Below are 21,850 nucleotides of genomic sequence, written 5' to 3' on the forward strand. Positions count from 1 at the left end.
CCCGTGGCGGCATCCAGGACGATCACCGCCCCCTCGCCAACATGGTCCGCCACCCCGGGACCGCTCAGCAGCGCCGCCAACCGGTTCTCCGCGACGGCCTGGTCGCGATCGTCCAGCGTCGTCCGCACCACCGCATCGACACCGGGCGCCACGGCCGCCTGAGACTGTTCAGCCACCCAGTCGGCGAACCAACCGAACCCAACCGGGGTGGGCGGAAACACAATCTGAGTCGCGGCTGTCGCAGCCTGAGCCGCCGTGATCGCCCCCGACTCGATCATCGTGGCCAGCACCTCCTTCGCCCGAGCCACCGCCGCGCTGGGATTGGTGCGCGGGTTGAAGCGGGACGGCGCCCGTGGCAACCCGGCCAATACCGCCGCCTGCGCCAGCGTCACCCGCCGAGCCGACACCCCGAAATACGTCTTCGCCGCCGCATCCATCCCCCAGGTGCCGGCGCCGAGGTAGACCCGGTTCAGATAGATCTCGAGGATCTCCTGCTTGGTGAAATGCCGTTCCAGCCACAGCGTCAGCAGCAGTTCCTGCACTTTCCGCTTGGTCGTGCGTGCGTTGGTCAGGAACAGCGTCTTCGCCACCTGCTGAGTCAGCGTCGACCCGCCCTGCACGACCCGCCCGGCGGTCAGATCGACCCATGCCGCGCGCAGCAGCCCCTGCGGGTCGATGCCGGGATGGCTCCAGAATCGCCGGTCCTCCACCGCGACGATCGCCTCCGGCAGGAACGGCGAAAACTCTTTCAGTTGCAGCGGTTCGCCCACCAGATCGCCGTACGTGGCGATGACATGCCCCGACCGGTCCTGCAGTGTCAGGCTGGGGCGCCGAACCGCATCCAGCGCCGACTCCGGCCGAGGCAGGTCGCGCGCATACCACAGCACCGTCACCACCAGGGCCAGCGTCCCCCAGACCGCAACGATGAAGCCCCAGCGCAACAGCCAGAAGAACACACGCCGCTTCCGCGACCGCGCCGGTGGAGACGGCGGCGGCACGGCCGGCTTGGTCCGGCTGGCCATCCCTTCGGGCGGATAGAACCGGGGAACAACGGGGGCAGGGCGCGGCATAACGGTCCCGTCTAACAGAGTCATCCGCGCCGGCGGAAACCTTCTTGCCCCGCGCCGCATCGTTGCGCACAGTCGCGGCGGTTTCGGATTAGGAGAGTCGCGATGAAGGGTCTGTTTCTGGATGCCGTGGACGATCTGGCCTCGGTGTTCCACCGCGTCGCTCGTCCCACCGATCCCCCGATGGACGTGCTGGAACGCGGCGAGATCAGCCCCGACGAACTGCCCGGCCTGACTGCCGGCTACGACTTCATCTTCGACGACCACTCCCAGTTGCCGACCGAGGCGATGCGTGCCTGCCCCAGCCTGAAGCACATCATCTTCCTGGGCACCGGCGCCCGCAGCTACATGAACCCCGAGGAACTCGCCGCCATCGGCAAGACCGTCCACATCATCAAGGGCTACGGCGACACCGCCGTCGCCGAACACAGCATCGCCCTGATGTGGGCCGCCGCCCGCGGCTTGGCGCGCATGGACAACGGTATGCGCGCCGGCAACTGGATCCGAACCGAGGGCATGGAACTCACCAACAAAACCCTAGGTCTGCTCGGTTTTGGCGGCATCGCCGCTGAGGTCGCCCGCATCGCCGCCGGCTCCGGCATGCGCGTGCTGGCCTGGAACCGCACCCCGAAAACCGCCCCAGGCGTGACGTTCGTGGACCTGGACACCCTGCTGGCCGAAAGTCAGGTGCTGTCCATACACTTGCTGCTGAACGACGAAACCCGAGGCTTCCTCAGCGCCGAACGCCTGGGCCAGCTACGTCCCGGCGCAATCCTGGTGAACACCGCCCGAGGCGCCATCGTGGACGAAGCCGCCATGATCGCCGCCCTGGAATCCGGCCACCTGCGCCACGCCGCCCTGGACGTATTCCCCATCGAACCGCTGCCCGCCGGACACAAGCTGACGACATTGCCGAACGTGACCCTATCCGCCCACAGCGCCTTCCGCACGCCGGAGGCCAGCGACAAACTGATCCGCATGGCGCTGGATATTGCGTGCGGGTTGTAGGGTGGGCACTCCGTCGGTCTGACGAAAGAGCTTCGTTCCTGTACCGTCATGGCCGGGCGTGTCCCGGCCATCCACGCACGAACGGTGCAACACACTCGGCATCCAGCGGGGCGTTTCATCAAGCCAGTGGCATAACGAAATCATTGGATGCAACGTGATGGATGATAATCGGTATAGGGTATCAGATGCGGAATTGGCCGATTCTGAGGAAGATTTCGCCAACTATCTTTGGGGGATCTATTGCCACGTTATGGGAGGCTAGTTGGATGAGGAACGGTTCGTCAAACAGCAGTTGGCAATTGACTTCATTGTAGAATTAGACGAAAGTAATCGAGACACCCGCAAGGAAATTATCTCCGATATTCTGGCGATGTACGCGAGCGAAGATTTTGATATCGGAGAAGACGATGAGATAGGCTAAGAAAGGTATGGGTTCCGTCGTATTGCATAGCCTTCGCTGAACTTTGTTTCGGGGGGGGGGTGATATATATTTTGCCTAGCAGAATGAACTGAAGTAGAAAAGGATACCAAGCAACCAGTTTCTGCACACCTCCGAACCGTGCGTTCAAGCAATCGCCCGAAGCCCATTCTTTCGCACGACCGCCAGCAAACGCAGCGCGGGTCCCCCCGGGCGCTTGGTGCCACGTTCCCAATCCGACACCAAATTCTTCGAAACGTTCAGATAACGTGCGAACACCGGCTGAGAAACATGCTCCTGTTCCCGTATCGCCCTGATCTCCTCCGGCGCGAGCGGCGGCGCCGGCGACAAGCACGAATCATCAAACGAACGCATGGTCTGTTTGTCGATCAGACCCGCATCGTAAGCGCCCTCCATCATCTCGTGAACAGAGGCCGCTATTTCGCTGCGATACGCACGCGTCTGTTTCGCTTTCTCAACCACAATCCACCTCCACAAACAGGCCGGCTGTCAGCCATTCATCGATCTCGGCATCTGACAGTGTCAAAACCACCCTTGCCGCCTTCTTCAAATCGGCCAAGTCCGCACTGCGGACATTACCCATGTCACTCTTGACAAACCCGAAGGCAAAAAACAGCCCTCGTCCCGGCACGGAAGAAAATCAGTGTCCGGTAGCCACCTGACTTGCCCGCTCCGGGCCGGGCAACCCGCTGCTTGATAACGCCGTCCCCGAGATCGGCATCCACCAACCCCTTGCTGGCACGCGACACCGCTTCGCAAAGCGCCGCGTCGGTGATCCTTTCCATTCGGGGCAAACCGCTCGAACCAGCTATTTTTGAAGACCCGCACAGCGCGAGAGCCCAAATTTGGCTCCGATATGTGTCATGCTATGTATGATGATTGAAGCCCGCCATGACAACTGCCAGCCAAATTTCCCTTGCATTCCCGTCCGCTTTATCATAGGAACATAACACGAACAACCAAGGCCGACCCGATGTCCACTGCTGCCCCGACTGCGTCCGAACACCCCAAAAGCAAGCTGGACCCCAGGGTCGGCCTGATGTTCGCCATCGCCGACCAGCTCATCCCGTTCTTCTTCAAGGGCACCGGGGACTACGACATGGCCCGAGCCATGGCCAGAAGCGCGATCGAAGCCTACGGGCCTCAAACCAGGGCGGATTTTGCCAACATCGCCCGCACCATCGCCTTCTCCATGGCCGCGCTCTCCCTGCTCGGGCAGGCCGCCGAGGAGGACATGACGATGGCCGAGAAAATGCGCGCCTACGGCCGAGCCAACGCCCTCAACCGCTCCGCCGATCAAAGCGAGCGCACCATGATGCTGCGCCGCCGCCTCCGGATCGCCAACGCCGAACCCCAGGCACCGCCGCCCGAACAGCCGCCGCCCGAACCCGACATCGAAGACGCGGAAATCCAGGCCGCGGTGGCCCAAGCCGTCGCGCAGGCCATCAACCTCGGCAAAATCGAATCGACCCACGCGGCAACGTCCCCGGCACCCGAGGCAACCAGCCCGCCCATCATCCGCTACGACGCCCCAAAGCCCGACACCGCTCGGCCCCCGTCACACAAGGACCAACTGCTCCACCACACCGCGATTCACCGGCTGGCCGAACAGACGGCGCGCGCCCATCCCGCTTGACCGCGGTAAAACACCCCGGCCACCCTCTGGCCTCGCCGGGCGAGCCCCGGTAAAAGACTCGGACATGCCCGCCTGGCGGAATGGTAGACGCAGCGGACTTAAAATCCGCAGTTCGAAAGGACGTGCCGGTTCAAGTCCGGCGGTGGGCAGTCATCCTTTCACCCGGCCGCGCAGCGCCGTCGCCCGCCGCACCACCGATCGCGCCCGTTCCACCACGGGAACGTCGATCATCGCTCCCTCGAACTGCACCGCCCCCAACCCCTTCGCATACGCATCGTCATACGCCGCGATCATCTTCTCCGCCTTCGCCACCTCGGCCGGATCGGGTGAGAATTCCTCATTCAGCACCTGCACCTGCAACGGATGCACGGCGCTGGCACACATGAAGCCCAGCCGCCGAGACCGCCGCACGATCACCCGGAACGCCTCTTGATCGCGGAAATCAGCGATCGACCCGATGAACCCCATCGGCATGATCCCCGCCGCCCTGGCGGCGAAAATCGTGTGTTGCTTGGGATAGAACAGCCCTTCCGGATCCGACTGCATGCCCACATCGGCGGCAAAATCCTCCGACCCCAGGCTCAGCCCGACAATACGAGGATGGCACTTGGCGATCTCGTTGATCCGAAAGAACCCGACCGCGTTCTCCACCAGCGCAATGAACTTGACACCGCCGGCCGGCAGCCCCCGCTCAGCCTCCAACTCGGCAACGATCTCCGCGCACGCCAGCACGTGTTCCGGACTGTCCACCTTGGTCAGCATCAGCGCCGTCACACCCGGAATGACCGCCGCCTCCAGATCACGCACCAGCAGCCGCCACGGCCGGTTCACCCGCACCACCACATCGGCCCCGTTGCGGTTCACCTGAGGAATCGCCCCGGCAATCAGCGTCCGCGCATGCTCCTTCTGCGACGGCGCAACCGCATCCTCCAGATCCAGGATGATCGCATCCGCCCCGCGATCGGCGCCGGTGCGGACGAACTTCTCCGCCGTCACCGGAACAAACATCAAAGACCGCCACACCGGCAGATCGTCACGCATCGTCAACCCTCCTTGATCACGCCGTCGGCGGCCAGCGCGGCCAACCGATCGGCATCGTATCCAATCGACTCCAGCACGGACCGCGTGTGCTGCCCAAGCGAAGGCGCCGCCGTCCGCAACCGCCCCGGCGTCTCCGACAATCGGGGAATGATGTTGTGCATCAACACCGATCCCGCCTCGTCGTCCGGAGCCTCCACCAGCACCCCTCTTGCATGGACATGCGGATCGTCCATCAACTGATCGATCTCATAGATCGGCGTCGCCGTCACCTCCGCCGCCTCGAACACCGCCATCGCGTCGGCCTGAGTCCGTTCGGCGATCCAATCCGCCACAACCCCGTCGCATTCGTCGATATTCCGCACCCGATCCGTATTCGTCCGGAACCGCGGATCATCGATCATGTCCGCCCGCCCGATCGCCCGAAACAGCCGCTCCGCCATCGCCTGAATGGACGCCGAGATCGCAATGAACCGCCCGTCGCTCGTGCCATAGACATTACGAGGCGACGTCGTCAGCGACCGACTACCCGTCCGCTTAGGCTTCTCGCCGGAAACCCGGTACATCGCCGCCTCCGGCCCCAACACCGAGATCATCGGTTCCAGCAACGGCAAATCAATGATCTGCCCACGCCCGCCACGCTCCACCACCCGCAGCGCCACCATCACCGCATAGGCGCCATACAACCCCGAAACCATATCGGCCAACGCCAACGGAGGCAGCACCGGCGGCCGGTCGCCAAACCCGTTCTTCGCGGCAAATCCCGACATCGCCTCCACCAGCGTGCCGAACCCCGGCCGGTCGCGGTACGGACCGTCCTGCCCGAACCCGGTGATACGCACGATGATCAGCCCCGGGTTGCGCGCATGCAGCACGTCCGGCCCCAGGCCCATCTGCTCCAGCGTGCCGGGCCGGTAATTCTCCACCAGCACATGGCTGGTCGCCAGCAAATCCAGCAGCGCATCCCGCCCGGCCTGCGGCCGCAGGTTGATCGCCAGGCTCTTCTTGTTCCGAGCGTAAACCTTCCAATGCAGCGACAGCCCCTTGACCCGCCAGGCGCGCAGCGGATCACCGACCTTGGGGTCCTCGATCTTGATGACCTCGGCGCCCTGATCGGCAAGCTGCAAGCTGACCATGTTGCCGGCGACAAGGCGGGACAGGTCGACCACGCGGATGCCGTCCAGCGGCGCGGGGGCGGTCGGGTCGAATTCAATGCGAGGGATCATGATACCTTTGGGACAACGCTCCTGAAGGCGCTATTGTCCTGTCAGACGCGGTCGCCGCGCAAGGGCCGGCTCGATCCCCGCCTTCAGCCACCAAGCGGAGACGATCCCTCCATCATGCCACGCCGCCCTTTCGCCGCCGTCTGCCTCGCCTTTCTGCTTGCCGCCTGTTCGACGCCAACGCCGATCGAGCCGCCCAACGCCGCTATCGTCCCCAACGCCGCTATCGTTTACGTCATCGACCGTGGCTGGCACACCGACATCGCGCTCCCGGTCGAGGAAATCGCCGGTCCCCTGGCGACGCTGGAGACAGAATTCCCCGGCGTGCGCGTCCTCACCTTCGGCTTCGGCGAGCGGCAGTTCCTGGTGAACCATGAAAAGAACCTGGGCAGCATGCTGAACGCCCTGCTGCCCAGCAAAAGCGCGCTGCTGATGACCGCGCTGAAGGCGTCGCCGCAAGCCGCGTTCGGGCCGTCGAATGTCGTTACGCTGCATGTTTCCCAAGCCGGCCTGAACCGGATCGAGGCCAGCATCTGGCAGGAATTCGAACGTTCCGTCGCCGGCGAACCGGTCCTGCTGGCCAACGGTCCCTATCCCGGCAGCGTGTTCTACGCCGCGACGGATACCTATGACGGTTTCAACACGTGCAATACATGGACGGCGGACACGTTGCGAACCGGCGGGTTGCCGATGCCGGAAGCGGGTGTGCTGTTCTCCGGCCAGGTGATGGGCCCGGCGCGCTGGATCGAGGCGCACCAAGCCGCATCACCCCGGGATTAGAGCGCGATCGCCTGAGGTTGACTTCAACCTCAAGCATGCAAGCCAAAGCATAATCGCTTCAGGTTGAGGCCATCGTGCTTTAGCGGGCCGGCGTCACGACCGTGGTGTTGCCCGCCGGCGGCGGCGGATCGCTGCTGCTGAACGACAGGCACCCGGCCAGCACGAGGGGCAGCAAGAGAACCAATAGGGCGAGACGCATAAGAGACTCCCTTCCGTTGAGCACACAACGACATAGGGCCATTCCGGGATTTTTTCCGTTCAATAATTCTTGTGTAGCAACAGTGTGAGGTCATCCGGCAGCGCCAACCACACCGCGCCGCCACCGAACGATCCGGACTACCAACAATCTGTCCTCTACCCCGGTTCGATCGGCATCCTGGCGATGCTGAGCCACGCGACCGGCGCGCCCGCGCCCTCGGCCGCCTGCGCCGCCGGCAGCGAAACGTCCCAATCCGCCGCGATGAACCGCCGGCCGCTCACATCGGCGGCATCGTCCGACACCAGCCACAGCAGCGGCGGCAGCATGATCTCGGGCCGTAACATCTTCGACCGGTCTCCCGCGTCGCCCACCAGCGGCGTGTCGGTCACCCCACCCGGCACCAGCACATTGGCGGTGACGGCGGTACCCTTCAGGTCGGCCGCCAGCACGGCCATGGAGGACTCCGCCGCCGCCTTGCTGGACCCGTACAGCAGGTAGCCCTCCCGCACCATCGTCCCCAGGCTGGTGGTGACGGTGATGATACGCCCGCTGTTGGCCTTCAGCATATGCGGCAGCACCGCCCGAGACATCATGATCGGTCCAGTGGCATTCACCGTCAGGAACCGGTTCCACTGTTCGGGGGTCACTTCCCAGAACCGGATCGGCTTCCGGCGCTGGTCGTCGCGGATCGCTGCCTGGCCGATGCCGGCGTTGTTCACCAGCACGTCGATCCGGCCGAACGCGCCCAGCGTTGCGGCCACGATGGCATCGAAGGAGGCCGGGTCGGCGAGGTCGGCGGCGACCGGCTTGATCGGGGCCGGCAGGGTGCCCAGCGCCGCGGCATTGCGGTCCACGGCGGCGACGTCGAAGCCGGCTTCGGACAGGCACAGCGCCATGGCGCGCCCCATGCCGCTCGCGGCGCCGGTGACGATGGCGGTTTTGCGTTGTGTTGGCATTGTCGGTTCCTCCTGCCCGCGAGTGTGCGGCGAACGGGAAGGGATGCCAAATTGAAGCTGCGCGGGACCACCTGGGCGACGCCCAAAATCAATCGCTCATGCGGGCGGGCAACGAAACGGATAGATCGTTTCCTGGAAGCATCAACTGATCAGTTCAAGCCGATCCAACCACCAAAAATTATAACGAAAATGAACGCAAATAAGAAGGAATGCACGCAAATCAAAGCGCCCGAATGACGATTCAGAATGGATCGATCCCTATCACCAAATCGCGGTTTGCAAGATTGCTCCGACGGGATTCAGCGCTCATTCGCGTTCATCTGCGTTTAGAATCCTATGCCCTCCACCCCCAGATTGCTGCCATTGTCAGCACGGGCAGGCCAGCCCACGACCCAGGCAAACACCCCCGCGATGGAAGCGATCATCACCCGTGGGTGCGCCGCGTCGTGCGATATATCTCGCCGAGTCCCAACGTAAGGTCGATGCTGTTCAGCATCAGATCGCCATCCGCGATGACCGTCGGCGTCGCAGGCCAGTTCCCGTCGCTGTCGCGGCACAGCAACTCCGCACGAATCTCCGTGCCGCTGAGAATCACGATTTCCCGCAGGTTCGACGATCAGCACGGGGTTGCTGACATCGTATTCCTCGATCTCATAGCGCGTGCAGGTCACCGCCAGATCGGGGATGCGGAAATTCTCATTGGCCCGCACGCGGGGAACGATGCCAGGTGTCGTGATCACCGAACACGGGTTGCCGGGGACGTTCAGGTGTCCGGCGATCGATACCCAAGCTGGCTCTGGATCGCACCATGGGTAAGGCTGGGGAGCGACATGGCGGATGGCTCGCCGTCGACAAGCTGCCTGCGCCCGCCGCCAGGTGCGTTCCAGGCGAGGAACTCGGCCATGGTCATCACGGCGGGCAGTTTCAGCGTAGCACTCCATGGCGGTAGCGTGGGCCGGCCACGCCCGTGGCCAAATCAAATTCGACCGCAACCGTGGATCGGACGTGGTCACCGTTCCCCGGCAACTCGAAGCCGGCATTCACGGCGGCCCTTGCCCAAACGGGCCAGGATCGCCAATTAGGCCCGTTATGCAGAACACCTCCTCCGCCGCGGCCGACCCGATCGGGTGGCACGGCACCACCATCCTGTGCGTAAGGCGGGATGGACACGTCACCATGGCCGGGGACGGCCAGGTCTCCATGGGTCAGACCATCGTCAAGGGCAACGCCCGCAAAGTCCGGCGCATCGGCGCGGGCGGCACCGTCATCGCCGGGTTCGCCGGCGCCACGGCCGACGCGTTCACCCTGCTGGAACGGCTGGAAAGCAAGCTGGAGCGGTATCCGAACCAGCTCGAACGCGCCTGCGTGGAACTCGCCAAGGACTGGCGGACCGACCGTTATCTGCGTCGGCTGGAGGCACTGATGGCGGTCGCCGACAAGGACCGCAGCTTCACCCTGACCGGCAACGGCGACGTGCTGGAACCGGAAGACGGCGTCATCGGCATCGGCTCCGGCGGCAACTACGCGTTGGCCGCGGCGCGCGCGCTGATGGCGGTGCCCGATCTGACGGCCGAGGAAATCGCTCGCCGGTCGATGAAGATCGCGGCGGACATTTGCGTCTATACCAACGGCAACATCATCATCGAGTCGATCTAAATGGACGTCCCCACATACTCGCCGAGAGAGATCGTCTCGGAACTCGACCGCTTCATCGTGGGGCAGGACGACGCCAAGCGCGCCGTCGCCATCGCGTTGCGCAACCGCTGGCGCCGCCAGCAACTGCCGGAGGGCATCCGCGAGGAGGTCGTGCCGAAGAACATCCTGATGATCGGCCCGACAGGCTGCGGCAAGACGGAAATCGCCCGCCGCCTGGCGAAGCTGGCGCAGGCGCCGTTCCTGAAGGTCGAGGCGACGAAGTTCACCGAGGTCGGCTATGTCGGCCGCGACGTGGAAAGCATCGTGCGCGATCTGGTCGATGCCAGCCTGAACATGCTGCGCGAGGCCAGCCGCAAGGACGTCCAGGTCAAGGCGGAAACCGCCGCCGAGGAACGCCTGATCTCCGCCCTGGTGGGCGAGGAAGCCGCCGCCGACACACGCTCCAAATTCCGCCGCATGCTGCGCAACGGTGAGTTCGAGCAGAAGGAAATCGAGGTTTCCGTCTCCGATCCCGGCAGTTCGCCGATCGGCCAGTTCGACATGCCCGGCATGCCGCCCGGCCAGGTGATCAACCTGTCCGAGATGATGAAGGGGCTGATGGGCAACCGCCCGCAGCAGAAGCGCCGCATGACGGTGGAAGCCGCTCGGCGCATCCTGGAAGCCGAGGAAGCCGACAACCTGCTGGACAATGAGCAGTTGACCAAGGACGCCGTCGCCCACGCCGAGAACAACGGCATCGTCTTCCTGGACGAGATCGACAAGATCTGCGCCCGCACCACGGAAGGCGGTTTCCGCGGCGGCGACGTCAGCCGGGAAGGGGTTCAGCGCGACCTGCTGCCGCTGATCGAGGGCACCACCGTCAACACCAAATACGGCCTGGTGAAGACAGACCACGTGCTGTTCATCGCCTCCGGTGCGTTCCACCTGGCCAAGCCGTCCGACCTGCTGCCGGAGCTGCAAGGCCGGCTGCCGATCCGGGTCGAATTGCTGCCGCTGTCCCGCGACGATCTGCGACGCATCCTGACAGAGCCGGAGCATTCATTGCTGAAGCAGTATTCGGCGCTGCTGGGGACCGAGAACGTGACGCTGGACTTCCGCGACGATGCGGTCGACGCGCTGGCGGACCTCGCCTCCGACATCAACGATCGGGTGGAAAACATCGGTGCCCGCCGCCTGCACACGGTCCTGGAACGGCTGCTGGAGGATATCAGCTTCAGCGCCACCGACCACGGCGGCGAAACGTTCGTGGTGGATGCCGCGTATGTGGCCGAGAAAGTGGCTCCCCTGGCGCAGAAGGGCGATCTGAGTCGGTTTATCCTGTAGCGGGTCCGTCTAACATCCGTTATAACGTCCGGGTAAGCGAGGAGGGCGGAGTCATGCACGCGCTGAAACTGACCCAGATCGGCAACTCGGTCGGCGTGATCCTGCCTCGTGAATTGCTGGCGAAGCTGGGCGTGACCAAGGGCGACACGCTCTACGCCGTCGATCAGCCGGATGGCGTACGCCTGACCGTCGCCGACCCTGATTTCGCCGCCCAAATGGAGGTCGCGCGCCAGGTGATGAAGGAACGCCGCGCCGTCCTGCGCGAACTGGCGAAGTGACCGTCTGGCTATCCTCGCAGCTTGTTCTCGCCATCCACGACGAACAATTGGCGGAACACGGAGGCTCCACCGGCCTCCGTGGCGCCGGGCTGCTGGACAATGCGCTTGCCCGTCCGCTGAACCGCGTGGGGTATGGCGAACCGGATGTTTCGGAACTGGCGGCGGTCTTTGCGCTGGGGATCGCTCGAAACCACCCATTTGTCGACGGTAACAAACGGACGGCATTCGTGGCGCTGGAATTGTTCCTGCGGCTGAACGGATGTCTGTTCACTGTGGGCGATGCGGAGGCAGTGGTGATGACGCTCGCCATGGCGGCAGGCGAGTTGCCGCACGACGAATTCACGGCCTGGGTGCGGATGCACACCGAACCCGAGGGGTGAGTGACGCCGGATAGCGATCGCTTCGGCATGGTCCATGATCCGCCGCCACTCGTGGCGGTCGTGCAACAGTCCTCTATGAAAGTGGCGCTGCCCCAATTGCGTTTGCTTCGGCATTGATCTACGATTCAATAGGATTACGATACAGTGTCGAAGTGAGCATTGATCCCGGCGTTTCCTGGCCGCGGCAATGGTTTGTCAGCGCGAAGAGAGAACGATCATGAAACGTCGAACCGCATTTTTGGCTGCGGTCGCGGCAGCCCTTCCGCTGGCGGCCCAGGCGCAGCCTATCACCGGGTTGTATGTCGGCGCTGGCGGCGGCGTGAACATCATGCAGAACGAGACGGACAAGTCCGTCAACGGTGTTACTTCCGCCCCTGGCAAGAGCCTTCAGATGGACGTCGGCGCCACCGGCGTCGGCAGCCTTGGCTGGGGCTTCGGCAACGGGTTGCGCGCTGAACTCGAGTTCGACTACCGCTACAACAGCCTTGATCAATCGATCAACCCAGGATTTCGTAACGGAACGCTCCACGGATCGGAACAGAAATTTGGCCCGATGGCCAATGTGCTGTATGATTTCAATGGCCTGTCCCCGGCGTTCGTGCCGTATATCGGGGCTGGAGCCGGGTATCAGTGGGCCGACGTAAGCGCAACCAACTTTCACACGGCAACCGGTACCGCAGGTGAGTTTGCCTATCAGGCGATCGTTGGTGCCGCGATACCGATTTCTGCCGTTCCCGGCCTGTCAGTTACCGGTGAGTATCGCCTCATGGGCCTCGCTGGTGACCGTACCTACGACGGCAACGGCGTCACTGCCGTTCGTACCGACGACTTCAACCACAGTGTTCTGATCGGGTTGCGCTACGCCTTCGGTGCGGCGCCTGCACCGGCACCCATGGCGCCTGGGTCGGTGGCGATCCCGGCGCCTGCGCCGGCTCGCAGTTACCTGGTGTTCTTCGATTGGGACAAGGCGACGCTGACGGGGCGCGCGCAGCAGATCGTCAAGGAGGCGGCCGATAACGCGACGAAGGTCCAGTACACCCGGATCGATGTGAACGGTTACACGGATACCTCCGGCACGCCGCAGTACAACCAAGGTCTGTCGATCCGCCGCGGGCAGGCGGTTGCCGCCGAACTGGTCCGGGATGGGGTGCCGAAGAACGCGATCGCCATCCAGGGGTTTGGCGAGACCCATCTGCTGGTGGCCACCGGCCCCGGTGTGCGCGAGCCGCAGAACCGGCGGGTGGAGATCATCATTCACTGATCGGGACATCATTGCACCGAACAGGAAGTCGGGACGCCCTACGGAACAGCCGTTGCGTGGGACTGTTATATCCAGCTTCATCGCGGTGGATCGAAAGGCAATCAAGAACGACGCGGAGTTGCGCGAAGTTTGCGCGGAGCAACGCGGAGTAGGGTCGAATAGGCGTTCGGATGCGACGCCACTAATGAATTTTCCATGCGGCCAGCAAGGGGCGAAGCAAGGGGCCGTGTGGCACGAGATGAATTTCTACTCCGAGGGACTCCGCGCGAACACCGCGTCATGCTTGATTGCTTTACTGTTGACGGCACTTACGGATCGCGATGGTCTGTGACGACGAAACAGCGCGATGCCAACAGGCGGGGCCACAAGACCCTGTTGATGTACCGGCCGCCCGCTGCTGACCTGCCCCATCATGGCTTAGCGCAATCGCGGCCTTGACGCCTGATCCCCGCACCAGCACATCCCGATCATGACCGAACCATTCGTCCAGCCCGAAGAACCCACCGCCGCCGCCGCGATCGAGGCGATCGGCGAAGACCTCAGCCTGTTCGACGACTGGGAGGACCGGTTCGCCTACATCATCGATTTCGGCCGAAAACTGCCGCCATTCCCGGACGACTGGACAAACGACGCGCACCGTGTCCCCGGCTGCCAGAGCCGCGTCTGGATGGAGGCCGTCCTCCGAGACGGCACCCTATATTTTGCCGGTCAATCCGATGCCGCCATCGTGTCGGGCCTGGTGGCGCTGCTGCTGCGCGTCTATTCCGGCCGCTCGCCCGAGGAAATCCTGGCCACCGACCCCGTCTTCCTGAAGGACCTCGGCCTGCTGGAGGCGCTGTCCACCAACCGAGGCAACGGCATCGCCGCGATGGCACGCAAGGTCCGAGACGTCGCCGCGATGCAGCGGGCTGGCTGACATCCCCATGACGGCGGCCACGCGTGTCGCCGCGTTCCTGGGTGCCTATTTCGCCGCCAATGCGATCAACGCCTTCATGCCGTTGTGGTTCGCCGACCGGGGCGTCTCCGCCGCCGCGATCGGACAGATCCTGGGGGCGGCGGCGTTCTTAAGGGTCCTGGCCGGCCCGCAATGGGGCACGGTCGCGGACCGGATCGGCCGGCGGCGGCCGGTGTTGCTGTTCGCCACGTTCACGGCCGCCGGCTTCGGCCTGTCCTACGTCGCCGCCTCCGGCTTCTTGCCGCTGCTGCTGATCGCCGCGGCGCAGGGCATCGCGTCCAGTGCGATCAACCCGCTGGCCGACTCCCTGGCGCTGGCCCTGGCTCGGGAGGGCCGCCTGGAATACGGCCCGGTGCGCGCCGTTGGATCGGCAACCTTCATGGTGGCCACCGCCGTCGCAGGCTGGTTGCTGAACCGGGTGGGATCATGGCTGGTGCCATGGCTGCTGGCGGTGGGTTATGGCACCGCCGGCGTGCTCAGCACATTCCTGCCGGAGGCCGCGACCCCGCCGGCGGCCCCCAAGGCGTTCGCCGGATTGATGCTGTTCCGCAACCCGGCATTCCGGCTGGCGGTGGGCTGCACGGCGCTGATCCAGGGCGCGCACGCCGCCTATTACGGGTTCGCCGCGCTGTTCTGGCGGTCTCAGGGCTACAGCGACACCGAGATCGGCCTGCTGATCGCCGAGGGCATCGTCGCCGAAATCCTGTTGTTCGCGCGCGGCCGCCGCCTGGTCGAGCGTCTGGGCCCCGCCGGCCTGACAGCGTGTGCGGCGGCGGCTTCCATCCTGCGCTGGACGCTGACCGCCGTCGCGCCGCCTTGGCCGGTACTGGTGGCGCTGCAACTGGTGCATGCCGCGACCTTCGCCATGCAGCATCTGTCGGCGATGATGATGCTGAGCCGGTTCGTGCCGGCCGAACGCGCCGCGACCGCGCAGGCGCTGCACACCGCGCTGGGCTATGGCGCGCCAACCGGCCTTATGATGCTCTTGTCAGGTTGGCTGTATGCCCGGCACGGTGGCCTGGTCTTTCTCGCGATGGCGGCCGTCGGCGGGTCCGCCCTGCTTCTCGTAGCCCCGCTGGCGCGGATCACCGCCCGGTCGCCGGACCGGTCGCAACGGAAAGAAGCCTCGTGATCGCGGGTTCAGATACCTCGTATCAAAAATCATCGTTATCGGCGTTTTGTCTGGGCTGTTATGACCCGGATCGCATCTTCATGGAGGCAAGCCGTTGTCCATACGCTTGGCGCGCATCGAAACGTTCCTCTATCGCGCAGAGGTCAGCGAACCGGTAAAAACCTCCTTCGGCTCCATCCCACGCCGGTCGGCGTTGTTGCTGCGGGTGGAGGATACCGATGGCGCCCACGGCTGGGGCGAGATCTGGTGCAATTTCCCACCCTATTCCGCCGACAACAAAGTGCGCCTGATGGAAACCGTCGTGGCGCCGGCAGCTCTGGGGAAAGACTTCCATGATCCGGCCGACGCCTGGCAGACCATGACCGCCCGCACCCGCCGATGGGCGATCCAGGGTGGCGAGCAGGGTCCGATCGGGGCCTGCATCGCCGGCCTGGACCTGGCGCTCTGGGACATGACCGCGCGCCGAGCCGGCGTTTCGCTCAGCCGCCTGCTGGGCGCCTCGCCCGACCGGACCAGCGTGCCGGTCTACGCCAGCGGCCTCAATCCGGACACCGCCCTCGAAGCCGTCACCCGTGCTCGCGAGGCCGGCTTCACCGCATTCAAGGTGAAGGTTGCCTTTGGCCTGGAGCAGGACCTTGCCGTCCTGGAGCGACTGAACCGCGCGCTCCATCCGGGCGAACGGGTCATGGTGGACGCCAACCAGGGCTGGGACATGCCGGATGCCCGCCGAGCGGTGCCTCGGATTGCGGCGTTTGGTCTGGGCTGGATCGAGGAACCGATCCCCGCCGACAGCCCACCGGAAGAGTGGGCGGAACTGGCCATGCTGTCCGCCGCACCGCTCGCCGGTGGCGAAAACGTCGCCGGTTTCAAGGATTTCTCGGCGCTGATCGCGGCTGGCAGCCACCGTGTGGTGCAGCCGGACATGCTGAAATGGGGCGGTGTGACCGGCGCCTTCGCGGTCGCCCGCCAGGCCGTGGCGAGAGGCCTGACATACTGCCCGCACTGGCTTGGCAGCGGCGTCGGGCTGCTGGCCGCGGCGCATGTCCTGGCCGCGGTCGGCGGGCCGGGCCTGCTGGAGCACGACATCATGGAAAACCCTTTGCGCGAAGCCCTGGCGCAGCCATTCCCCCGCGTTCGCGACGGCGTTTTTCCGCTGCCCGAGGGACCCGGGCTGGGTGTGGAACCCAGTGCCAATCAGGCGACCGCCTGGCTGCTGGACCACCAGGAGCTGTCGTCGAAGCCGTAACGGCACGAATTTGGTGGCTTTCGAGCCGTCGAAGTGATGAGCATGCGGGCTGGCAGCCACTGACCACTCTTCCGGGGAGTAAGCGACCGATGGCGATCCCGATCACCCGTGTTGTCGTTCTGATGATGGAGAATCATTCGTTCGACCGGGTCTTGGGCTGGATGAAGCAGCATGACCCCGGCATCGAGGGCGTCGATCCGGACCGCCCGGGCATCAATCCCGATTACCCGGTCACCACCGACACCGTCTTCCAGGAACAGACCCGATCGCGCAACATCGCCAACGATCCCGGACATGACCTGCACAACGTCCTGCGGCAAATCGCCAACGGCAACCAAGGCTTCGTGTCCGACTTCGCGCAAACCTACCCCCAGGCCGGACCCGATGAGCGTAAGGAGATCATGGGCTGGTATCCGTACGGCTATCTGCCTGCGCTGCATTTCCTGGCCTACAATTTCGTCGTCTGCGATCACTGGTATTCGTCGCTGCCCGGTCCGACCTGGCCCAACCGCTTCTTTGTCCACAGCGGCACATCGCTGGGTCACGTCGATATGCCCGAAGGGGTCTTCAATCCCGCGATCCATGTGTACGACCAAGAAACGCTCTACGACGAGCTTGATGCCGCTGGTACCGACTGGCGCATCTATCACGGCGATTTCCCGCAATCGCTGCTGATGGTGCATCAGCTCGACAAGCTGGATCATTACCGGACGTTCGACCATTGGGCCGCCGACGTCCAGGCCGGTGACCTGCCGGCCTACGTGTTCATCGAACCGGCGTATTTCGGCACCGAGGAGAACGACCAGCATCCACCCCAGGACATCATGCGCGGCGATCTGCTGGTGGCGGCGGTCTTCAACGCACTGCAGGCGAACCAGGCGGTATTCGAGCAAACGCTTCTGGTCGTTCTTTACGACGAACATGGTGGCTTCTATGACCATGTAACGCCACCCGCGACAATTCCGCCCGACGGGAACACCAAGACTTACGCCTTCAACCAGTTGGGTGTGCGGGTGCCGGCGATCCTGGTCTCGCCATGGCTCGCCCCGGGCTTCATTTCGACAGCGTTCGATCATACCAGCGTGCTGCGTCTGGCCAGTCAGCTTTGGCCGGCTGTGCAGCCGTTGGGTGCGCGAACGGCACAAGCCAATTCGCCGCTGGATTCGCTGACCTGGCTGGATGCGCCCCGGCGGGCCATTCCGCCGGCCCCCACCAACCAGGATCCGATGGCGGTCATGGACCTGCCCAGCCTGACGGGGCAGAAACAGGCGCTGTTCAGTTTCAGCCAGTATCTGGAGAGCCAGATCAACGATCCCGCCGTGCGGGCGGCGCTGATGGCGCGTGCGCATGAGGCGATGGGCGGTGCCATCGCGCAGGGTAATTTGGCCACCGCCCGGCTGAACGCGTACATGGCGGAAAAGCAGGCTGCGCCCGCCGCGGCGGCTGCTCCGGCGCCGTAGACTGTTGCCGCCCGGCGCGCGGGCGTTCAGGCTTCCGGAAACACAACCGGAGAATCGCCATGGATGTCTTCAACCTGCACCACGAAGCCCGCTGGGACCCGATAAAGCACGTCGAAAACGTGCTCGGTCGGATGGGTGAGGGCGACGTGACGGTCGCCTGCTGGGAAGCCGGGCAGATCAGCCCGCATCACCTGCATCCCAATTGCACCGAAATATACTTCTGCCTGGAAGGTGGCGGCATCATGCGCACGCCCGACCAGACCGTGGATATCGTCCCGGGCGCCTTTGTCGTGCATCCCCGCGGCGAGTTGCATGAATACGAAAATGGACCCGGCCGCACCCTGCTGTTCCGCGTGCGTTACGGCGCCGATATGTCGACTCTGATCAAGGAATGGCGCGGCAACGCCGCCTGGAAGCCGACGCCGGCGGATATCGCGCATTTCGGCCTGTGATCGACGGTCCTGTTACCGTGTCCTGCCCTGGTAGAGCGTCGAGTGCAAGGCGCTCTGGCCAGGCAGGTTTTTGTCGCGATGTGGTTTGATTCGTCACTGGATACAGCCTGCCAGTCAGGCTTTGAAAGGGCGATCACTGAGGCAGGATACAGTCCTTTGTGCATATGACGAAACGTGGGAGCCTGTGGTGCGCGCCCTGTCCGCCTGCGCCCGTCTACAACATGGACGAAATGCGCCACGTCATCGAGCTCATGGCCCCAGAACACTACATAACGGCGCCCTATCCTTTCCCCGATGCGGCCGGACACGGCATGCAGGCATCGATGGAGCCGACGTACGATGTCCGCTTCCGGTCTCGCGACCTATGGTCGGACTCCTGCGACGACGCCCTGAACCATGTCGGCGTTTTCCAAAGCTATTTGGGAAAGGTCGCGGCAGCTTGACCCACTGATTTCGAAGGCGCTTGAGCGCGGGCCAAGGCCGGCTCAGCGCTTTCATGCCGGAGTTTGCGGGTTATAGGTGGGGCCTCTTGGAGAGGGCTGACTCAACAATCGGCTGGTTGGATCTGCTTTTCCCCGTCATGGTCGGCGCAGGCCGGTCATCCACGCCTGTCCGTTGTCCACATTGCACCGCCACGGATGGTGGGTCACATTCGTCCCAAAGCGGTCCTTCTCAACATCAACTCGGCCGGTAGAGGTTGGCCGAGAGCAGTTGGCCCGGTATGAAATGAAAGGACATGGATAGCGGACATTAGGCTTAGGAACCACCTGCGCGGCAAGAAGCCGTCGAAATCAGAAGAAAAGGTTGGGCATGACCGATGCTTTTAGAGTGTCTTTCATAGCTTTTGAAGCCACAACCTATTGATAACATTGGTTAGAATTAAACTTGCAGAAGTCTTGACTTTGCGCCCCCATCCCTTTCCCCGTGCCGCCTTTGTGAGATAAGGTTGTGACCTAGATCGACTGGCTCCGTCTGCCTCAGATTTGTAATTGGGCACCGGCCTCATGCAGAGAAACCTCGTCATCCTGACCGGAGCCTCCTCCCTCACGAGGATGATGCTTAGCCCGCCTCACCTTGTGCCGAGGTCAATGCTCCCTGAGACAGTCCGCCAAATGGGGGAAGAAGCTATTCGATCAGGCTTAGCTGATTTGCGCGATAATCCAGCAGCCCTCCACCAGATGCGAATTATACATCAGGCAATCGCCCACCATCATCTGCCCGTCGCTGACAATGATCTCATAAGAGGTATTGCCGCTCATGCCTCCCGACTCGGCAATCCGATCGTATTCAAGATTAACCGCGGTGTTTTACAAACAAAGGACGACCTACTGAAGGCAATGTTCAAGGGGCTTTTTGCAATTACGGGACAAGCTAAGTTCTCAGATGACGACGTGACAGAATTAACTGACGATCAACATCGTATAATTAAAGGTTACGACAAAAGCCCGATAATCAGACCAAGCCTATATACTCCTAATTATTTTGTATCCCAAGGACTTCATGACAAGAATAACACAGAACGGCTTTGGATTGCTCGTGCCCTATTCGCTAACACCGGAGCTTGGGATATGCAGCGCTTAGACAACAAATTCGATGCTCGATTTATAGACTACGCGACGGTTGTAATTGGCTTGTACTATGCTGCGGCGGGATTTCCCCTAAATGAATGCCTTAAGATACAGAATATATACGCCGCCATATTCTCAAATTTTGGCCGGGTTCAAATGGATCGGACATACACTCATCTTGCTGAGAGGAACGTGTTCAATACCAAGCTTGGTTACGAACTTTTCAACTCGGGACGGATAGGGCCGGTCGATCAAACTCAGCCTCCAAAGGGAGATTTCCCGCCGATTACGAGCACGCTCAGGCTCGCTTAGCGTCATGAGCGGGGTTGCTTCCCAACGAATGCACTTCCATTACGGTCATACCTTCCGGGAAACCCGAAAGTCTTGATATTTGCAAATTACTCCGTCGCAGCGTTAAGGCTGGTATCCGGCTCAAATTTGTCTCATGGTAAATCTACAGTTTGGCAGGGAGGCGGATATGAAATGCCCGCGGGTCTTTACCAACGACGCTGGTGTGACGACCATCGGAGAAATCGATGTCCCGTTCGTCACAGAGCTTAGCGGCAGGCCGATCAAAGTGACGCGGATGTATTCCGCAACGGGTTGCCAGTTCGCGACTGGCAGCCCCTTCGTGCAAGACTGGCATCCAGCACCTAGACGTCAACTCCTCATTGTCCCGACAGGTGAGATGGTCATCGAAGCAGGCGACGGCCAGAAGCAGGTATTGAGCCCGGGTGGAATGGCCTTGGTCGAGGACACGGCAGGCAAGGGTCACATCACACACGTGAACAAAGAAACGGTTGCGATGTATGTCGCCGTCCCCGACGGGCTTCCACTGAACGGTTAAGGCTACCGATGAGACCAGGCGGTCTCCGTCTCACGCCTGATCCGTCCCGGACTTAGGTCTTGGCGGCGTTCTGGGCCGCCGCGAAGACGTCGTGTGCGGACGTCGTACCCGCCACGTGCTCCGTACCCTCGACTCCGAGGTCCATCCATCCCGCGTTCACGGCCTCAAACATGTCTTCGGCAGGTCCGGTATGGCCCTTCGGGATGCCGAATTGCTCGAACGCTTCCGCCCACCCTGCACGCGGGACTGCGAAGGCTTTCACGTCGAGATGCAGGACTTCACCCAATTGCGCCGCGACTTCATCCGCGCTGACCATCGAACCAACCTCGACGACGCGCGGCCCTGACCATGCTGGGCCAGTCAAAAGGGTTGCGACCTCAGCGCCGATGTCGTTCGTTGCGACCATGGTCGATTTCCGGTTTGTCGGATTGTAGAAGACCGGTAGCGTTCCACCCTGGGCGACCTGCAAGCCGTAGAGGAAGTTTTCGAAGAACCCACCTGCGCGCACAAATGCGGTTGGGGATGTCAGGTCGCGAAAACCTTGCTCCAGAAGCGACAAGGCTGTGATCATCCCGAGCCCGCTGGTCCTGTTCGCACCCATCGACGAAAGCGCAACCACTCGCGGCGGCGCCGCCTTGGTGAGCGCCTCGACATAGTTCGCAATCACGCCCTTGGCTTCTTTGTAGTCGGGTGAGGGGGCCCAGACGGCCGGCAACATGACGAACGCGCCTTCGACGCCTTTGAGCGCTTGCTCGATGGCTGCCGAGTCATTCCAATCGCCGTCTACCAGTTCCACGCCCTGGTTCGCCCAGTTAGCCGCCTTCTCGCGATTGCGGACCAGCGCGCGTACCTCCTTGCCGTGCGCCAACAGATGTCTTGCCGTTGCGCCGCCAACTTTTCCCGTGATTCCCATTACTAAAAACATGTGGTTTCTCCTGATCTTGAG

At 63.0% G+C, this 21,850-nt stretch carries 26 protein-coding genes and 1 tRNA gene; 18 read left to right on the top strand and 9 right to left on the bottom strand.

What is annotated here, in order from left to right:
* On the bottom strand, positions 1-1,070 hold a 1,070-nt coding region (locus tag GSQ89_RS14770), incomplete at its 3' end, for a transglycosylase domain-containing protein (RefSeq protein ID WP_254073213.1).
* 102 nt (positions 1,071-1,172) lie between these two features.
* On the opposite strand from GSQ89_RS14770, the gene GSQ89_RS14775 reads away from it, so the two are divergent.
* Together GSQ89_RS14775 and GSQ89_RS14780 are read left to right on the top strand one after the other, a co-directional pair.
* Positions 1,173-2,075, top strand: a complete 903-nt coding sequence (locus tag GSQ89_RS14775; RefSeq protein ID WP_158926426.1) for an NAD(P)-dependent oxidoreductase — start codon at positions 1,173-1,175, stop codon at positions 2,073-2,075.
* Between the two features lie 262 nt (positions 2,076-2,337).
* Positions 2,338-2,496, top strand: a complete 159-nt coding sequence (locus GSQ89_RS14780; RefSeq protein WP_158926428.1) for a hypothetical protein — start codon at positions 2,338-2,340, stop codon at positions 2,494-2,496.
* A 144-nt stretch (positions 2,497-2,640) separates the two neighbouring features.
* On the opposite strand, the gene GSQ89_RS14785 is transcribed toward GSQ89_RS14780, so the two are convergent.
* From GSQ89_RS14785 to GSQ89_RS39210, 3 genes are read right to left on the bottom strand one after another with little or no spacing between them, the layout of a single operon-like run.
* Positions 2,641-2,976 (bottom strand): DNA-binding transcriptional regulator, encoded by a 336-nt coding sequence (locus tag GSQ89_RS14785; RefSeq protein ID WP_254073214.1) that lies wholly within the window; start codon positions 2,974-2,976, stop codon positions 2,641-2,643.
* On the bottom strand, positions 2,969-3,097 hold the full coding sequence (locus GSQ89_RS39205; RefSeq protein WP_254073215.1) for a hypothetical protein: 129 nt from the start codon (positions 3,095-3,097) through the stop codon (positions 2,969-2,971). The genes GSQ89_RS14785 and GSQ89_RS39205 overlap by 8 nt, the downstream gene beginning before the upstream one ends.
* A 1-nt stretch (position 3,098) precedes the next feature.
* Complete coding sequence (locus GSQ89_RS39210) at positions 3,099-3,299, bottom strand: type II toxin-antitoxin system RelE/ParE family toxin (RefSeq protein ID WP_254073216.1); 201 nt, start codon at positions 3,297-3,299, stop codon at positions 3,099-3,101.
* A 188-nt stretch (positions 3,300-3,487) separates the two neighbouring features.
* Here GSQ89_RS39210 and GSQ89_RS14795 point away from each other — a divergent pair, with 188 nt between their 5' ends.
* Positions 3,488-4,150: a hypothetical protein gene (locus tag GSQ89_RS14795; RefSeq protein ID WP_158926430.1), complete on the top strand. Its 663-nt coding sequence runs from the start codon at positions 3,488-3,490 to the stop codon at positions 4,148-4,150.
* Between the two features lie 66 nt (positions 4,151-4,216).
* Positions 4,217-4,299, top strand: a tRNA-Leu gene (locus GSQ89_RS14800).
* A 1-nt stretch (position 4,300) separates the two neighbouring features.
* Here GSQ89_RS14800 and GSQ89_RS14805 read toward each other — a convergent pair.
* Together GSQ89_RS14805 and GSQ89_RS14810 are read right to left on the bottom strand one after the other, a co-directional pair.
* Positions 4,301-5,191, bottom strand: a complete 891-nt coding sequence (locus GSQ89_RS14805) for a CoA ester lyase (RefSeq protein WP_158926432.1) — start codon at positions 5,189-5,191, stop codon at positions 4,301-4,303.
* Positions 5,192-5,193: 2 nt separating this feature from the next.
* Positions 5,194-6,414, bottom strand: coding sequence for a CaiB/BaiF CoA-transferase family protein (locus GSQ89_RS14810; RefSeq protein ID WP_158926434.1), 1,221 nt, complete (start codon positions 6,412-6,414; stop codon positions 5,194-5,196).
* A 114-nt stretch (positions 6,415-6,528) separates the two neighbouring features.
* On the opposite strand from GSQ89_RS14810, the gene GSQ89_RS14815 reads away from it, so the two are divergent.
* Complete coding sequence (locus GSQ89_RS14815; protein ID WP_158926436.1) at positions 6,529-7,191, top strand: DUF2459 domain-containing protein; 663 nt, start codon at positions 6,529-6,531, stop codon at positions 7,189-7,191.
* A gap of 354 nt (positions 7,192-7,545) precedes the next feature.
* Here GSQ89_RS14815 and GSQ89_RS14820 read toward each other — a convergent pair whose 3' ends face one another.
* Positions 7,546-8,346: an SDR family NAD(P)-dependent oxidoreductase gene (locus GSQ89_RS14820; protein WP_158926438.1), complete on the bottom strand. Its 801-nt coding sequence runs from the start codon at positions 8,344-8,346 to the stop codon at positions 7,546-7,548.
* Positions 8,347-8,770: 424 nt separating this feature from the next.
* Positions 8,771-8,941 carry a hypothetical protein gene (locus GSQ89_RS38490; protein ID WP_216856176.1) on the bottom strand — a complete coding sequence of 57 codons (171 nt, stop codon included), beginning with the start codon at positions 8,939-8,941 and terminating at the stop codon, positions 8,771-8,773.
* A 494-nt stretch (positions 8,942-9,435) separates the two neighbouring features.
* On the opposite strand from GSQ89_RS38490, the gene hslV reads away from it, so the two are divergent.
* The 13 genes from hslV (at position 9,436) to GSQ89_RS14885 (ending at position 20,904) form a co-directional block, all read left to right on the top strand.
* On the top strand, positions 9,436-10,002 hold the full coding sequence (hslV, locus tag GSQ89_RS14825; RefSeq protein WP_158926440.1) for an ATP-dependent protease subunit HslV: 567 nt from the start codon (positions 9,436-9,438) through the stop codon (positions 10,000-10,002).
* The gene (gene hslU, locus GSQ89_RS14830) at positions 10,003-11,325 is read left to right on the top strand and encodes an ATP-dependent protease ATPase subunit HslU (protein WP_158926442.1); all 1,323 of its coding nucleotides are present in this window, start codon (positions 10,003-10,005) and stop codon (positions 11,323-11,325) included. It abuts the gene before it with no gap.
* Positions 11,326-11,378: 53 nt separating this feature from the next.
* Positions 11,379-11,603 (top strand): AbrB/MazE/SpoVT family DNA-binding domain-containing protein, encoded by a 225-nt coding sequence (locus GSQ89_RS14835; protein ID WP_158926444.1) that lies wholly within the window; start codon positions 11,379-11,381, stop codon positions 11,601-11,603.
* Entirely contained in the window at positions 11,600-11,983 is a 384-nt protein-coding gene (locus GSQ89_RS14840) for a type II toxin-antitoxin system death-on-curing family toxin (RefSeq protein WP_158926446.1), read from the top strand. Before GSQ89_RS14835 ends, GSQ89_RS14840 begins: the two co-directional genes overlap by 4 nt.
* Before the next feature lie 217 nt (positions 11,984-12,200).
* Entirely contained in the window at positions 12,201-13,244 is a 1,044-nt protein-coding gene (locus tag GSQ89_RS14845) for an OmpA family protein (protein ID WP_158926448.1), read from the top strand.
* A 469-nt stretch (positions 13,245-13,713) separates the two neighbouring features.
* Positions 13,714-14,160, top strand: coding sequence for a SufE family protein (locus GSQ89_RS14850; protein WP_158926450.1), 447 nt, complete (start codon positions 13,714-13,716; stop codon positions 14,158-14,160).
* 7 nt (positions 14,161-14,167) lie between these two features.
* On the top strand, positions 14,168-15,331 hold the full coding sequence (locus GSQ89_RS14855; RefSeq protein ID WP_158926451.1) for an MFS transporter: 1,164 nt from the start codon (positions 14,168-14,170) through the stop codon (positions 15,329-15,331).
* A 94-nt stretch (positions 15,332-15,425) separates the two neighbouring features.
* Complete coding sequence (locus GSQ89_RS14860; RefSeq protein WP_158926453.1) at positions 15,426-16,577, top strand: mandelate racemase/muconate lactonizing enzyme family protein; 1,152 nt, start codon at positions 15,426-15,428, stop codon at positions 16,575-16,577.
* An 89-nt stretch (positions 16,578-16,666) separates the two neighbouring features.
* Positions 16,667-18,037: an alkaline phosphatase family protein gene (locus tag GSQ89_RS14865; RefSeq protein ID WP_158926455.1), complete on the top strand. Its 1,371-nt coding sequence runs from the start codon at positions 16,667-16,669 to the stop codon at positions 18,035-18,037.
* Positions 18,038-18,096: 59 nt separating this feature from the next.
* Positions 18,097-18,489: a cupin domain-containing protein gene (locus tag GSQ89_RS14870; protein ID WP_158926457.1), complete on the top strand. Its 393-nt coding sequence runs from the start codon at positions 18,097-18,099 to the stop codon at positions 18,487-18,489.
* A gap of 251 nt (positions 18,490-18,740) precedes the next feature.
* Entirely contained in the window at positions 18,741-18,932 is a 192-nt protein-coding gene (locus GSQ89_RS40115; protein ID WP_371734256.1) for an SH3-like domain-containing protein, read from the top strand.
* A 669-nt stretch (positions 18,933-19,601) separates the two neighbouring features.
* Entirely contained in the window at positions 19,602-20,369 is a 768-nt protein-coding gene (locus GSQ89_RS14880) for a hypothetical protein (protein ID WP_158926461.1), read from the top strand.
* A gap of 166 nt (positions 20,370-20,535) precedes the next feature.
* The gene (locus tag GSQ89_RS14885; RefSeq protein ID WP_158926463.1) at positions 20,536-20,904 is read left to right on the top strand and encodes a hypothetical protein; all 369 of its coding nucleotides are present in this window, start codon (positions 20,536-20,538) and stop codon (positions 20,902-20,904) included.
* 52 nt (positions 20,905-20,956) lie between these two features.
* On the opposite strand, the gene GSQ89_RS14890 is transcribed toward GSQ89_RS14885, so the two are convergent.
* Positions 20,957-21,829, bottom strand: coding sequence for an NmrA family NAD(P)-binding protein (locus GSQ89_RS14890; protein WP_158926465.1), 873 nt, complete (start codon positions 21,827-21,829; stop codon positions 20,957-20,959).
* Between the last annotated feature and the right edge of the window lie 21 nt (positions 21,830-21,850).

Source organism: Acidisphaera sp. S103, from assembly GCF_009765975.1.
Lineage (GTDB): Bacteria > Pseudomonadota > Alphaproteobacteria > Acetobacterales > Acetobacteraceae > Rhodopila.

Excerpts from the sequence above, each read along its gene's own strand:
- GSQ89_RS14845 (WP_158926448.1), top strand. The coding sequence starts at position 12,201 with ATGAAACGTCGAACCGCATTTTTGGCTGCGGTCGCGGCAGCCCTTCCG.
- GSQ89_RS14820 (WP_158926438.1), bottom strand. The coding sequence starts at position 8,346 with ATGCCAACACAACGCAAAACCGCCATCGTCACCGGCGCCGCGAGCGGC.
- GSQ89_RS14890 (WP_158926465.1), bottom strand. The coding sequence starts at position 21,829 with ATGTTTTTAGTAATGGGAATCACGGGAAAAGTTGGCGGCGCAACGGCA.
- GSQ89_RS40115 (WP_371734256.1), top strand. The coding sequence starts at position 18,741 with ATGGCCCCAGAACACTACATAACGGCGCCCTATCCTTTCCCCGATGCG.
- GSQ89_RS14870 (WP_158926457.1), top strand. The coding sequence starts at position 18,097 with ATGGATGTCTTCAACCTGCACCACGAAGCCCGCTGGGACCCGATAAAG.
- GSQ89_RS39210 (WP_254073216.1), bottom strand. The coding sequence starts at position 3,299 with ATGGAAAGGATCACCGACGCGGCGCTTTGCGAAGCGGTGTCGCGTGCC.
- GSQ89_RS39205 (WP_254073215.1), bottom strand. The coding sequence starts at position 3,097 with ATGGGTAATGTCCGCAGTGCGGACTTGGCCGATTTGAAGAAGGCGGCA.
- GSQ89_RS14775 (WP_158926426.1), top strand. The coding sequence starts at position 1,173 with ATGAAGGGTCTGTTTCTGGATGCCGTGGACGATCTGGCCTCGGTGTTC.
- hslU (WP_158926442.1), top strand. The coding sequence starts at position 10,003 with ATGGACGTCCCCACATACTCGCCGAGAGAGATCGTCTCGGAACTCGAC.
- GSQ89_RS14835 (WP_158926444.1), top strand. The coding sequence starts at position 11,379 with ATGCACGCGCTGAAACTGACCCAGATCGGCAACTCGGTCGGCGTGATC.
- GSQ89_RS14810 (WP_158926434.1), bottom strand. The coding sequence starts at position 6,414 with ATGATCCCTCGCATTGAATTCGACCCGACCGCCCCCGCGCCGCTGGAC.
- GSQ89_RS14880 (WP_158926461.1), top strand. The coding sequence starts at position 19,602 with ATGGGGGAAGAAGCTATTCGATCAGGCTTAGCTGATTTGCGCGATAAT.
- GSQ89_RS14805 (WP_158926432.1), bottom strand. The coding sequence starts at position 5,191 with ATGCGTGACGATCTGCCGGTGTGGCGGTCTTTGATGTTTGTTCCGGTG.
- GSQ89_RS14815 (WP_158926436.1), top strand. The coding sequence starts at position 6,529 with ATGCCACGCCGCCCTTTCGCCGCCGTCTGCCTCGCCTTTCTGCTTGCC.
- GSQ89_RS14885 (WP_158926463.1), top strand. The coding sequence starts at position 20,536 with ATGAAATGCCCGCGGGTCTTTACCAACGACGCTGGTGTGACGACCATC.
- GSQ89_RS14850 (WP_158926450.1), top strand. The coding sequence starts at position 13,714 with ATGACCGAACCATTCGTCCAGCCCGAAGAACCCACCGCCGCCGCCGCG.
- hslV (WP_158926440.1), top strand. The coding sequence starts at position 9,436 with ATGCAGAACACCTCCTCCGCCGCGGCCGACCCGATCGGGTGGCACGGC.
- GSQ89_RS14795 (WP_158926430.1), top strand. The coding sequence starts at position 3,488 with ATGTCCACTGCTGCCCCGACTGCGTCCGAACACCCCAAAAGCAAGCTG.
- GSQ89_RS14865 (WP_158926455.1), top strand. The coding sequence starts at position 16,667 with ATGGCGATCCCGATCACCCGTGTTGTCGTTCTGATGATGGAGAATCAT.
- GSQ89_RS14855 (WP_158926451.1), top strand. The coding sequence starts at position 14,168 with ATGACGGCGGCCACGCGTGTCGCCGCGTTCCTGGGTGCCTATTTCGCC.